The sequence below is a fragment of the Lutibacter sp. A80 genome (assembly GCF_022429645.1).
GTDB lineage: Bacteria > Bacteroidota > Bacteroidia > Flavobacteriales > Flavobacteriaceae > Lutibacter.
Genome location: NZ_CP092480.1, coordinates 2,859,048 through 2,872,533 on the forward strand (window position 1 = coordinate 2,859,048; position 13,486 = coordinate 2,872,533).

Genomic DNA, 13,486 nt, shown 5'->3' on the forward strand with positions numbered 1-13,486 from the left:
AAATTGAAACAGCCTTTAAAGGTTTTAGCCTTATTTGTTTAAATCGTACGCATATAAAGTACTTTTATTGGCTTTGTAATATAAAATTCCACCAAAATCATCTACTTGATATTCAGGCTTTTTATCTTTTAATAGTATTTCTTTAGCAACTTTCCCCGACTCTTTATCTACTTTAACCAAACCAATACCAGCATCTAATTTTGTTAAAATAAATTGTGCATTTTCTGTTGCAGCAGTCGCTTTAAAACGTTGCGACATTAATGCAAAAGAGGCATCCCCAATAGATGCAAACATATCTGCTGCACGTTTGTTTTCTTTACCATAATCATTATAACTATCTAGATTGTTTGAATTTCCAAAAGCAGATCTATTAGCACCTGCTTTTGCTGCGTGTGCCATAGCAAGTGCTGTTGACGCAACTGCCACTACACCAGATAAAACTTTTACAAAGCCACTTTTTCCAGGTGATTTAAAATATTTATGATATATTTCGTCACCTTTACTATTTAATAACATCATATTTTGTGAAGAACTTAAAAATAAATTGTCATTTTTTATTTCAAGAGTGTTTGCCACTTCTTTTTCATCAAATTTAGTAGCTGCTAATTCTGTAACATCTCCAGAGTTTGCATCTATTGCAAAAACAGTTTGGTTTGCGGCAATTAAAAACCTGTTTTTTGAACTTTCAAAAGTTGAAGCTACAGCAGCTGAATTTTTATATTTTAATGGTTTTTTCCAAACCTGATCACCCGTTTTTAAATCTACTATATTGGCATCTTCACTAGTAATATAAATTAACCCTTGTGGTGTTTCTGCCATTGTAAGTATGTTTTCCCCTGTTTTTAAAGGTTTTTTAAATAGTGGTTTTCCTTCAAAAGAAATTTTATTGATACCACCTTGTTGAATGCCAAATAAAATGCCATCATCTTGTATGTAAAAATGTTGAACCCAACCTTTAGTTTTTGGTGCTTTTTCCCAAACATCTTCACCAGTTGCAGCATCTAAAAAAGCGATTTCAGATTCATTTTTAGTAGCAAAAACACTAGTGTCGCCACCATCATCTTTATCACTTACAACCGCTATACCTTGTGGTGTTATTTCAAAATTAGATACTTTTCCTTTTACTTTTCTATCATCATTCCAAAGTTCTTCTCCATTTTTTCCAATTTTATGAATTCTAGTGTTTTTTCCATTGCTAGTAGTTTCAAAACCATAAATTTCGGTTTCAGTAGCATCAGCTACCATCCAATTAATTCGTTTTATGTTGTTATCCCAAAGATCTTTTCCTGTATGAGATTTTGCAATTAAACCTTGAGCTGTTGGTACAATTATAAAATCTTTTAATAAAAGAGGTGTGCCTGTAATACTGTAATCTTTTGAAATTCCAACTTTACCTGGTGTACTTAAGAAGAAACTAAAGTCTAATTTTCTTGAACTTAAATCGTACACAGCAACTTTAGGAGTTATTTTCTCAAATTTATCACCTTCTTTTTGTATACCGCTAACAATTAATTTGTTTTGTGGAAGTATTACGTTACAAGTGTAAATCTGATTCCAATTATCGTTTTCTGAATTAAAAATAATGGCACCAGTCATATAATCTATAACAGCGCGTTTTGTTTTTGCAATACCTGCAAATTTTGAATTGACACCTTGTGAAACTACAATGTATGGTGAGTTTGGAATAAACTCAGTTTCTTCTGGTTTTAATTGTCCAAAGTTGTTAAAAATAAATAAAGGTGTGTTTTCAGGTGGTTTAATACCTACCAGACCATCATTTGTAGCAACTACTAAAACACCACCAATTGTAAGTGTCATTTCATTTATTGTTGCTCCTAAATCATAGATGTTATCGGGTTTTTCAGCCTTTTGAGCAGAAATTATAGCTGAAATTGTTAAAAAGGTTACTAGAAATAATCTTTTTAGGTTGTTTTTTTTTGTTTTCATTAGTTGAAGTTTTAGTAGTTTGTATTGTCAAATGATATCAATTTTTAAGTTTTCATTTATTTTAAACCTAATTTATTTCAAGTGTTTGATATTGAATTTAGTATTTCAAAAATAGTAATTGAATGTGCCGTAATCAATACGGCATTTGTCGTATTTTTATATATATAGAATAAAAGCTATAACATAATTTTAACATATTATTATTTTTTAGTTCGTTTGTTTCCGAACTAAATGATTTATATTTGCTGAAATTTTTATAATGAAAGAGAAAGAAGACTTATTAAAAGAAAAAATGGCTTTAGTAGAAGAGCTTGGTGTTCATTTTGAGTGTAATGATAATTTATCGCCTTTAGCATCTAGAATAATTGTCTATTTAATTTTAAATGGTGCTCAAGGAGCAACTTTTGAAGAATTAGTTGATGCGTTAAAGGCTAGTAAAAGTTCAATTTCTACAAATTTACATTTGCTGCAATCTATGGATAGGATATCATATTTTACAAAATGTGGAGATAGAAAACGCTACTTTAAATTGTCTTCAAACTATATAATGACTAGGATGACGGAAAGAATTTCTTTATGGGAAAACGAAAAAAATAATCATCTTAAAATATATAATTATAAGGAAAAAATGTTAAAACTTAATAATGAATATAAAGAGGATCATGTGAGCTTACAATTCAATAAACAGCATATGGTCTTTATAAGTAAAATGATAACTAATTTAAAAGAATTAAAACAAAATCTATTAACAATTATAAATAATGAAGAAAATGAAAAACATATTTAAATATACCATTACAGCTTTGTCAGTTGTTTTTTTTATGAGTTGTAAAGAGAATAAACCAAAGCAACAAGTTAGAGGTCCAATACCTTTTGCTGTAAAAAAAGTAACAATAAGTGATGCTGTAGTAGATAAGGAATATTCAGTTAATTTAGAAGGGCAACAAAACGTAGAAATTAGACCAAAAGTAAGTGGGTTTATTCAAAAAATATATGTAGATGAAGGTCAGCCTGTTAAAAAAGGTCAGCTTTTATTTAAATTAGAAACACAATCGTTAAGTCAAGATGCTGCTGCAGCAAAAGCTAGAATTAATGTAACTCAAGTAGAGGTTGATCGTTTAATTCCATTAGTTGATAGAAACATTATTAGTAAAGTTCAATTAGAAACAGCTAAAGCTAATTTGGAACAGGCTAAAAGTACTTATAGTAGTATTGTTGCTAATATTAATTATGCAAATATTACAAGTCCTGTTAATGGAGTAATAGGGAGTCTACCATATAAAGAAGGAAGTTTGGTAAGTAGTGCAATTGTAGAACCTTTAACAACGGTGTCTGATACAAAAATGGTTAGAACTTATTTTTCAATGAATGAAAAACAACTTTTAGATTTTAGCAGAACATTTCCAGGTCAAACGATGCAAGAAAAAATAGATAAAACACCAGAGGTTTCTCTTGTTTTAGTAGATAATTCAATATACGAGCATAAAGGAAAAATAGAAACTATTAGTGGTTTAATTAACCAAAGAACTGGAAGTACAGAGTGTAGAGCAGTTTTTCCAAATCCTAATGGTGTTTTAAGAAGTGGAGGTAGTGGAACTATTAAAATTCCATTTGTAGAAAAAAATATTGTTTTAATACCACAAATTGCGGTTTTTGAAGTGCAAGGTAAGTATCATGTGTTTGTAGTTGGAGAAAATAATAAGGTTAATTCTAGAATTGTAAATGTTAAGGGAACTTCGGAATTAAATTATATAATTTCTAGTGGTTTAAATGAAGGAGAATTGGTGGTTGTTGAAGGTGTTTCAAAATTAGGTGAAGGACAAGAAATTTCTCCAAAAAATAGTTAATAAATCAACAAAACTTAGATTATGTTAAAAGTTTTTATTGAAAGACCGGTTCTTTCAACTGTAATATCTATAATAATAACAATTTTAGGGGTTTTAGGACTTCAGTCTTTGCCAGTTGAGCAATACCCTGAAATTGCACCGCCTACAGTTAAAGTAAGCGCAAGTTATACGGGAGCAAATGCAGAAACAGTATTAAATAGTGTTATTGTTCCTTTAGAAGAAGAAATAAATGGTGTTGAGGGAATGACATATATGTCATCAACAGCGAGTAATAATGGTGCTGCAAGTATAAGTGTATTTTTTGAACAAGGTGTTGATCCTGATATTGCAGCGGTAAATGTGCAAAATCGTGTTTCAAGAGCCACAAGTAAATTGCCTTCAATTGTAGTTCAAACAGGTGTTACTACCATAAAAAGTCAAACAAGTGCATTGTTGTTTTTCTCTTTGTTTTCAGACAATGAAGAATACGACGATACTTTTGTTCAAAATTATGCAAAAATTAATATTGTCCCTAAATTACAAAGGGTAAATGGTGTGGGGCAAGTTACTATTTTTGGGGGTAAAGATTACTCAATGCGTATATGGATTGATCCTCATAAAATGGCAATGTACAATGTAGTACCATCTGATATACAAGCAGCTTTAAATGAACAAAATATAGAAGCAGCTCCGGGTAAATTTGGTGAAAATGCAGATGGAACTTATGAATATACAATACGTTATAAAGGTCACTTATCTGAAACATCAGAATATGAAAACATTATTGTTAAATCTATTGGAAATGGTCAATTTTTAAGATTAAAAGATGTTGCCACAATTGAATTAGGAGCGCTTAGTTATACATCGCGAAATATGGGGATGGGTAATCCTGGTGTTGCCGGGGGAATTTTTCAAACTTCTGGTTCAAATGCAAGGGTTGTTACTGAGGAAGTAATGAAAATTTTAGAAGATGCTTCTAAAGATTTTCCAAAAGGGGTAGATTATGTGATTCCTTTTAATGTTAAAACATTTTTAGATGCTTCAATAGAAAAAGTAATTTCAACAATTTTAGAAGCATTTATATTGGTGTTTATTGTTGTATTTATATTTCTTCAAGATTTTAGATCAACTTTAATACCTATGATTGCTGTACCAGTAGCGTTGATAGGTACATTTTTCTTTATGAATCTGTTTGGGTATTCTATTAATATGTTAACTCTTTTTGCAATTGTACTCTCCATTGGTATTGTGGTAGATGATGCTATTGTGGTTGTTGAGGCTGTACACGCTAAATTAGATCAAGGTGCAACTTCGGCTAAAAAAGCAACAGTTTCTGCAATGAGCGAGATAACAGGAGCTATTGTGTCAATTACTTTGGTAATGTCTGCGGTGTTTATTCCCGTTACTTTTATTAAAGGATCGTCTGGAATTTTTTACCAGCAGTTTGCAATTACTTTAGCGATAGCAATTATTATTTCTGCAATAAATGCCTTAACCTTGAGTCCAGCGTTGTGTGCTTTATTTTTAAAACCTCATAAAGAAAAAGAAGGAAAATTAACGCTGGTTGAACGTTTTGATGTTGCTTTTAATACCGGATTTGATACTATGCAAGGAAGGTATAATAGAATATTAAAAACATTAATAAAAAGAAAATGGATAACTGGAGTAATATTAATATTAACAGTAATAACTTCAATTTATTTATTTAGAACTACGCCTACAGGTTTTATTCCTACAGAAGATAGAGGAACAATTATGGCGGATATTTCTTTACCTCCTGGGGCTACATTAGAGCAAACACAAAAAATTGTAAACAGCTACGATTCTATCCTAAATTCAATGGATATAATTAATGCAAGAATGAATGTAGTTGGGTATAGTTTATTAAACGGAGTAAGTGGAGGATCTTATGCCTTTTCTATTATTGAATTAAAAGATTGGAGTGAAAGAACAGAAGCAAATCAATCTGTAAGTGCCGTAGTTGGTGAGCTTTTTGGAAGAACGGCAGGTATTAAAGATGCTAAATTAATATTTTTTACACCTCCTAGTGTTCAGGGTTTTGGAACAGCAGATGGTTTTGAATTTAAATTGCAAAGTAGTGGAGAAGAAGATTGGATAGCAATGAATAAAACGTCTAACGAGTTTTTAGGTGCACTAAATGCAAGACCAGAAATTCAATATGCTATAACAAGTTTTAACCCTAATTTCCCACAATATGAAATAGACATTAATCTTGAAAAAATTAAAGACGCTGGATTAACAGTTAGTGAAATTTTTAATACACTTCAAGGATATTATGGTGGATTATATACAACAGATTTTAACAAGTTTGGAAAGCAATATCGTGTAATGGTACAAGCAAAACCAGAAGATAGGGCTACACCTGAAACGTTGAATAGTATTTTTGTTAGAAATAGTCAAAATGAATCGGTTGCAATTAGTCAATTTGTAAGTTTAAAAAGGATTTATGGGCCAGAGTTTGTTTCTCGATATAATCTTTTAAAATCTATAAGTATTTCAGGTAAATCAAATCCAGGATATAGTACTGGAGATGCAATTAACGCAATAAATGAAGTTGCTGCAGAATATTTACCAAAAACATATAGTTACGAATTTTCAGGTATGACTCGTGAAGAAATTCTTGCAGGAGGTCAATCTATTTGGGTGTTCTTATTAAGTTTAGTGTTTGTTTATTTCTTATTATCTGCACAGTATGAGAGTTATATATTACCACTATCCGTATTATTTTCATTGCCTGTAGGTGTAGCCGGAGCAATTTGGTTTATAAATTTAGCAGGGCTAGAAAATAATATTTATTTTCAGGTAACATTAATTATGTTAATAGGTTTATTAGCTAAAAATGCCATTTTAATTGTTGAATTTGCATTGCAACGAAGACGTCACGGATTAACTTTATACGAGTCGGCAATTCAAGGTGCAAAAGCACGTTTACGACCAATTATTATGACATCCTTCGCCTTTATTTTTGGAATGCTTCCATTAGCTTTAGCAGGTGGTGTAGGTGCTGTAGGAAATAGATCTATTGGTACAGGTGCTGCCGGAGGTATGTTAATAGGAACTTTAATTGGTGTTTTAGTAATACCAGTATTATTTGTAATCTTCCAAGGTTTACAAGAAAAAATTGGAAAAAAACCAACATTAGAAGATCCTGAAATTTTATAAAATTATAAAAATGAAAAAACAAAATATATCAAAATTAATTATTGTTTTAATTGCAAGTGTACTATTGCAGTCGTGCTTTGTAGCAAAAGATTATAAAAGTCCAGAAGTTGAAACAGCTAATTTATATAGAACAGAACAAGTATTAGATAGCACTTCATTAGCTTCAATTTCTTGGGATACGTTATTTACAGATTCTTATTTAAACCAATACATTAAAGAAGGATTAACTAATAATTATGATGTACAAATTGCTTTAGAAAGTTTAAAAGCTGCTGAAGCATCTATGAAACAAAGTAAAACAGGAAATATACCAACTTTAACTGGTAATGCATCTTGGTTACATCAAGAATATAGAGATACCGATGACTATAATCAATATGAATTGTCTGGAGCTTTGTCTTGGGAAGCCGATATTTGGGGTAAAATTAGAAGTAATAAAAGAGCGGCAATTGCTTCATATTTGCAAACTGTATCCGTACAGCAAGCTATTGAAACGCAAATTGTAGCTAGTATTGCTTCAACGTATTATCAATTATTGGCTTTAGATGCACAAGTTAAAATTGCAGAGAAAACATTAATTAATCGTAATGAAAGTATAGAAACTATTAAGGTTTTAAAAGATGCAGGAAGCGTAAATGAAGTATCTGTTAAACAAACAGAAGCTCAAAAATATGCTACTGAAATTATTTTAAAAGATTTAAAATACAATGTAAAAATTGTTGAGAATACCTTATGTATTTTATTAGGTAGAACACCTTCTGCTATAGCTAGAAACACATTTGATAACCAAAATATTACAGCAGATGTTGTAGTAGGTGTGCCAGCATTATTATTAAGTAATAGACCAGATGTAATTGTGGCAGAGCTTAATTTTAGAAGAACTTTTGAGCTAACTAATATTGCTAGAAGTAATTTTTATCCTTCACTAACGGTTAGTGCTTCAGGTGGTTTTCAAAATATTGAATTAGAAGATTGGTTTAATACAAAATCGTTATTTGCTTCTGTATTAACAGGCTTAACACAACCAATTTTTAATCAAAGAAAAATTAAAACTAATTATGAAATTGCTCAAGCAAACCAGCAAAAAGCATATTTAGAATTTAAGCAAACGTTGTTATTAGCAGGTAAAGAAGTTTCTGATGTTTTGGCAGATTATAAAAATGAAACCGAAAAATTATCTATTAGAAAAAATCAATTAGAGTCTTTAACACTTGCGGCTGATTATTCTGATGAGTTATTGCAATATGGAATGGTAAATTATTTAGAAGTGTTAACTGCTAAAGACAATGCTTTAAATACAGAGCTTGCATATATTACTAATAAATACAACCAAATGAATGCTATAATTACACTATATAGAGCTTTGGGTGGAGGTATAAAAAATTAATTATAATTGATTAAATGTGAGAAAGGAGGAGGTTATTTTATATAATTTCCTCTTTTTTTATGTCTTTGTCCCGTCCTGAAATAGCGATACACTAAAACACAAGTGTAATGAAAACATCAGACAAATCAGGTGCAGCAAAGCGAACTCAAAAAGATTACTCGCTTTCTTTTAAACTTCAATTAGTTGAAGAAGTAGAACAAGGATTTTTAACAAAAACCCAAGCCAAGCGTAAATATGGTATTCAGGGAGACGCTACAGTAACCAAATGGTTGCAAAAATATGGTAACTTTGATTGGGAAAACCAAGTTCCAAAAACGATGTCAAAAACTCCAGAACAAAAAATACTTGAGCTTGAAGCTAAAATAAAGCTCCTTGAAAAACAGAAAGCTAGAGCTGAACATCTAGCAGAACGTGCTGATAAAAAGGTTATTATTTTCGATATGCTTGTTGATATGGCAGAAAAGGAATATGATATTCAAATAAGAAAAAATTACACACCCGACTTATCAACATCTTCAAAGAAGAATATAAAGAAACTTTAGTTTCTACCTGTGATTTGCTCGGGGTAAACAGACAGGTTTACTATAGATCCATAAAATCAAGACTTCATAAACAAACTGTAGCACAAAAAGTTATCGTTTTGGTTCGTGATATTCGGATGCTAATGCCAAGATTGGGTGGTAAGAAATTATACTTTCTGTTAAAGGATAAATTATCACTATTAAAAGTAGGAAGAGATAAATTGTTTAGAATACTAAAAGCTAACCATATGTTAATAATACCTAAAAGAAGCTACCACATAACTACAGACTCTCATCATAGATTTAGAAAGCACAGAAACCTTGTCAGCTCAATGGATATAGAAGGGCCTGAATCAGTTTGGGTGAGTGATATTACATATATCGGAACGAGAACCAACCCTTCGTATCTGGCATTAATCACAGATGCTTATTCTAAAAAGATTGTAGGATATGATGTGTCAAAATCTTTATCAATGGATGGTTCATTGAGGGCATTGGAAATGGCTATAAATAATAGAAAATACAAAGAAAGTCCATTAATACATCACTCTGATAGAGGGTTGCAATATTGCTCGAATGAATATCAAAGACTATTAGAAAACAATGAGATTAAGCCTAGTATGACTGAAAAATATGATCCATATGAAAATGCAGTTGCAGAGCGAATAAATGGAATTTTAAAACAGGAATTTAGTGTAGCACAGAAGATTCAAGATTTTAAAGTAAAGAAGAAACTGGTCAAAAATGCAATAGAAATATACAACAATATAAGACCTCATTTATCTAACGAAATGCTAACACCAATACAAATGCACGCACAAAAAAAAATTAAACCAAAACAATACAAATCAAAAAAGCTGAACAATGATGTCATTATTCAGCTTTAATTTTTAACTTTTACCCTTTAATAATCTGTATCGGTTATTTAGGACTAGACACTTTAAAATTTAATAGCCAATTGTTTTTCTATTGTAGCTATTTTTTTTTGCAGTTTTTTTAAAAATAATTGATGTTGTTCTGAAGTTGGGTTAAATGGTTTATGCGCCAAGCCTTTTTGAATAGTATCAATCTCTTTTTGAATTGTTTGTGTTTTATTGTTAATCCAAACTTGTTGAAATTGTTTCCAAATATAAGTGATTGCAGTTTCGTTTGGATGAAGCATATCATTATTATAAAAGCGGTAATCACGTAAATCGTCCATCATAATTTCATACGAAGGAAAATAGAATAAATGCTTTTGTTTATCAATAATTTGATGAATTGCAGCTAATAAATGTGCTTTACTCTGCATATTTTCTACAAAACCATCTTTTAGATGTCTTACTGGACTTACCGTAAAAATAATGTTAATTTTAGTATTTACACTTTGTACAAGTGTACAAATAGTACTTAATAAAGCTGTAATTTCTTCAACAGAAAGCAGTTTTTTTAAAAATTCTTTTTGAGGTATTTTATGACAATTTCCAACAAAAGTTTCGGTTTCAATATGTTTGTAAACCCAAGAAGTTCCTAGTGTAATTACTAAATGTGAAGCTTCTTTTAACTGTTTATTAGTACTATTTATTGCATTGTTTAAATTAGAAAGCAACTCATTTTTGTTTGAATTACTTAAGTCGGAATGCGCATCAAAGCAGTGCCAACGTTCATTTAATTGAAAAATATCTTTTTCGGTATAAGTTTTTAAATTAAGAGCATTGGTAATTAAATTTTCAATTGCTTTTGGATTGAATAAAATACCAAACGGATTGCTAAAAGTTTTAAATTTATAATACTCTAATTTTTTATTAATATTTTCTGAAAAGCAAGAACCAATTAGCAATATTTCTGAATTATAATCTACTTGATTATACTCAGGTTTAAGTGCTAGGTTGGTTCTAAAATTCATAACTTTATTGTATATGTAGTTTCATGCAGAATTTATTTCAGGTTTTTTTATGACACTGAGAATCAAGTTTAGAGTGATGTTATGTGTTTAAACAATATATTTTTTTACTTCACTTAAAGCTTTTTCAATTCCTTCAGGGTTTCTACCACCAGCGGTTGCAAAAAATGGCTGTCCGCCACCGCCACCTTGAATTAATTTTCCTAATTCACGTACAACTTTACCAGCATTTAAGTCTCTTTCAGCGACTAAATTTTTAGAAATAAAACAAGTTAAAAATGCTTTTCCTTCTTTTTCAGTTCCAAATAACACAAATAAATTGTCAACGCTTTTTTCTAGATCAAAGCATAAATCTTTAATACTATTTTGATCTAGATCTATTTTTTTAGTTAAAAAGTTAATGTCATTTATAACTTCAACTTCGTTAATTAATTCACCTTTTAAGTTTTTAGCTTTGTCTTTTAAAAGGCTTTCAATTTGTTTTTTAAGACTTGTATTTTCTTCTTGTAAATCTATAATAGTTTTTAAAGGATTTTTAGCGCCTTTTAAGTAATCTTTTATTTCGAAAAATGCTCTGTTGTTTTCAAAATAAAAGTCTTTTGTGGCATCACTAGTAATAGCTTCAATACGTCTAACACCAGCAGCAATTGCACTTTCTGAAGTAATTTTAAAATGCCAAATATCGCTTGTATTTTGAACGTGGCAACCACCACAAAGTTCTACAGATTGACCAAATTGAATGGCACGTACTGTATCTCCATATTTTTCGCCAAATAGAGCCATTGCTCCTTTATCAAGAGCGGTTTCCATTGGAATATTTCTAAATTCTTGTAAAGGAATTTTATTGTCTATACGTGCATTTACAAAATCCTCTACTTCGCGCAATTCATCAACAGTTAATTTTGCAAAGTGAGAAAAATCAAAACGCAAATGTTTTGAATGAACTGCAGAGCCTTTTTGTTCTACGTGAGTACCTAAAACTTCTCGTAGTGCTTGGTGTAATAAATGTGTAGCTGTATGGTTACAAGCAGTTCTAAAACGTTGTTTTTCATCTACTGTAACGTTAAAAGTTTGAGTTGGATCTTTTGGTAGATTTTTAGTGAAGTGAATTATTAAATTGTTTTCTTTTTTGGTATTTACAATATAAATTACATTTCCATTATCTACTTCTATATAACCTTTGTCTCCAACTTGTCCACCTCCTTCAGGGTAAAAAGGAGTTAAGTTAAATACTAACTGGTATAAATCGCCATCTTTTTTAGAAGAAACTTTACGATAGCGGGTAATTTTAACTTTAGCTTTTAAAGTATCATATCCAATAAATTCAACTTCATCATCTTCGTATAAAACAACCCAGTCATCTGTTTCTACAGCAGCAGCAGCTCTAGATCTATTTTTTTGTTTTTCCAATTCACTTTTAAAACCTTCTTCATTTAAAGTCATTCCTTTTTCAGAAAGAATTAAGGCTGTTAAATCTATTGGGAATCCATAAGTATCGTATAATTGAAAAGCTTTTTTACCAGAAACCTCAGTTCCATTTGTATTAGCTATAATTCCATCTAATAATACCAACCCTTGATCTAAAGTTTTTAAGAATGAATTTTCTTCTTCTTTAATAACATTGGTTATTAATTGTTTTTGAGCTATTAACTCTGGGAAATAAGGCCCCATTTGTTTGCTCAGTGTATTAACTAATTTGTAAATAAAAGGTTCTTTGGTATTTAAAAAAGTAAATCCATAACGAATGGCTCTTCTTAAAATACGTCTAATTACATATCCAGCACCATTGTTAGAAGGTAATTGTCCGTCTGCAATTGCAAAAGCAACAGCTCTTACGTGGTCTGAAATTACACGAATGGCAATATCTATTTCTTCATTTTTACCATAATCGTTGTTAGTTATTGTTTCAACTTCTCTAATAAGAGGTGTAAAAACATCGGTATCGTAATTAGATTGTTTATTTTGTAAAACCATACATAAACGCTCAAATCCCATTCCTGTATCTACATGTTGTGCAGGTAATTTTTCTAAAGAACCATCGGCCATACGATTAAATTCCATAAAAACTAAATTCCATATTTCTACAACCTGTGGATGATCCATATTAACTAAACTTTTTCCAGAAACTTTAGCTTTTTCTTCAGCAGAACGGATATCAACATGAATTTCAGAACAAGGTCCACAAGGTCCTTGCGCTCCCATTTCCCAGAAATTATCTTTTTTATTTCCGTTTATAATACGGTCTTCGCTAATATGTTGTTTCCAAATATCGTAAGCTTCCTGATCAAATTCTAATCCATCTTCTTCAGCACCTTCAAAAACAGAGACATACAAACAATCTTTATCAATTTTTAAAACATCTACTAAAAATTCCCAAGCCCATTCTATAGCTTCTTTTTTAAAGTAATCACCAAAACTCCAGTTCCCTAGCATTTCAAACATAGTATGGTGGTATGTATCTTTACCTACCTCTTCTAAATCGTTATGTTTTCCAGAAACACGTAAACATTTTTGCGAGTCGGAAACACGTTTATTTACGGCGTTTTTTTGACCTAAAAAATATTCTTTAAAAGGTACCATTCCAGCATTATTAAACATTAATGTCGGATCGTTTTTTAAAACCATTGGAGCTGAGGGAACAATGGTGTGTTTTTTTGATGCAAAAAAGTCTAAAAACTGTTGACGGATTTCTTGTGATTTCATTTGTAAAATATTACTTATTTTTTATGGTTTCAAATAA

At 30.5% G+C, this 13,486-nt stretch carries 9 protein-coding genes; 6 read left to right on the forward strand and 3 right to left on the reverse strand.

Annotated features, from left to right (window positions below; all coding sequences use genetic code 11):
* Window positions 1-30 precede the first annotated feature (30 nt).
* Window positions 31-1,947 carry a PQQ-binding-like beta-propeller repeat protein gene (locus tag MHL31_RS11770; RefSeq protein WP_240226149.1) on the reverse strand — a complete coding sequence of 639 codons (1,917 nt, stop codon included), beginning with the start codon at window positions 1,945-1,947 and terminating at the stop codon, window positions 31-33.
* A gap of 259 nt (window positions 1,948-2,206) precedes the next feature.
* Between MHL31_RS11770 and MHL31_RS11775 the strand changes: the two genes are divergently transcribed.
* From MHL31_RS11775 to MHL31_RS11800, 6 genes are all read left to right on the forward strand, one after another.
* Window positions 2,207-2,734 (forward strand): GbsR/MarR family transcriptional regulator, encoded by a 528-nt coding sequence (locus tag MHL31_RS11775; protein WP_240226150.1) that lies wholly within the window; start codon window positions 2,207-2,209, stop codon window positions 2,732-2,734.
* Window positions 2,718-3,794, forward strand: a complete 1,077-nt coding sequence (locus tag MHL31_RS11780) for an efflux RND transporter periplasmic adaptor subunit (RefSeq protein WP_240226151.1) — start codon at window positions 2,718-2,720, stop codon at window positions 3,792-3,794. Before MHL31_RS11775 ends, MHL31_RS11780 begins: the two co-directional genes overlap by 17 nt.
* Before the next feature lie 21 nt (window positions 3,795-3,815).
* Complete coding sequence (locus MHL31_RS11785) at window positions 3,816-6,956, forward strand: efflux RND transporter permease subunit (protein ID WP_240226152.1); 3,141 nt, start codon at window positions 3,816-3,818, stop codon at window positions 6,954-6,956.
* 10 nt (window positions 6,957-6,966) lie between these two features.
* Window positions 6,967-8,343, forward strand: coding sequence for an efflux transporter outer membrane subunit (locus MHL31_RS11790; RefSeq protein ID WP_240226153.1), 1,377 nt, complete (start codon window positions 6,967-6,969; stop codon window positions 8,341-8,343).
* Between the two features lie 107 nt (window positions 8,344-8,450).
* Window positions 8,451-8,885, forward strand: coding sequence for a hypothetical protein (locus tag MHL31_RS11795; protein WP_240225903.1), 435 nt, complete (start codon window positions 8,451-8,453; stop codon window positions 8,883-8,885).
* Window positions 8,886-8,899: 14 nt separating this feature from the next.
* Entirely contained in the window at window positions 8,900-9,751 is an 852-nt protein-coding gene (locus MHL31_RS11800) for an IS3 family transposase (RefSeq protein WP_240225904.1), read from the forward strand.
* A 53-nt stretch (window positions 9,752-9,804) separates the two neighbouring features.
* Here MHL31_RS11800 and MHL31_RS11805 read toward each other — a convergent pair whose 3' ends face one another.
* Window positions 9,805-10,749: a GSCFA domain-containing protein gene (locus MHL31_RS11805; RefSeq protein ID WP_240226154.1), complete on the reverse strand. Its 945-nt coding sequence runs from the start codon at window positions 10,747-10,749 to the stop codon at window positions 9,805-9,807.
* 87 nt (window positions 10,750-10,836) lie between these two features.
* Window positions 10,837-13,449 carry an alanine--tRNA ligase gene (gene alaS, locus MHL31_RS11810; RefSeq protein ID WP_240226155.1) on the reverse strand — a complete coding sequence of 871 codons (2,613 nt, stop codon included), beginning with the start codon at window positions 13,447-13,449 and terminating at the stop codon, window positions 10,837-10,839.
* Window positions 13,450-13,486: the final 37 nt, after the last annotated feature.

What these genes read in the sequence shown, in the direction of transcription:
- MHL31_RS11770 (WP_240226149.1), bottom strand. Translation starts at nt 1,947, where the DNA reads ATGAAAACAAAAAAAAACAACCTAAAAAGATTATTTCTAGTAACCTTT.
- MHL31_RS11775 (WP_240226150.1), top strand. Translation starts at nt 2,207, where the DNA reads ATGAAAGAGAAAGAAGACTTATTAAAAGAAAAAATGGCTTTAGTAGAA.
- MHL31_RS11780 (WP_240226151.1), top strand. Translation starts at nt 2,718, where the DNA reads ATGAAAAACATATTTAAATATACCATTACAGCTTTGTCAGTTGTTTTT.
- MHL31_RS11785 (WP_240226152.1), top strand. Translation starts at nt 3,816, where the DNA reads ATGTTAAAAGTTTTTATTGAAAGACCGGTTCTTTCAACTGTAATATCT.
- MHL31_RS11790 (WP_240226153.1), top strand. Translation starts at nt 6,967, where the DNA reads ATGAAAAAACAAAATATATCAAAATTAATTATTGTTTTAATTGCAAGT.
- MHL31_RS11795 (WP_240225903.1), top strand. Translation starts at nt 8,451, where the DNA reads ATGAAAACATCAGACAAATCAGGTGCAGCAAAGCGAACTCAAAAAGAT.
- MHL31_RS11805 (WP_240226154.1), bottom strand. Translation starts at nt 10,749, where the DNA reads ATGAATTTTAGAACCAACCTAGCACTTAAACCTGAGTATAATCAAGTA.
- alaS (WP_240226155.1), bottom strand. Translation starts at nt 13,449, where the DNA reads ATGAAATCACAAGAAATCCGTCAACAGTTTTTAGACTTTTTTGCATCA.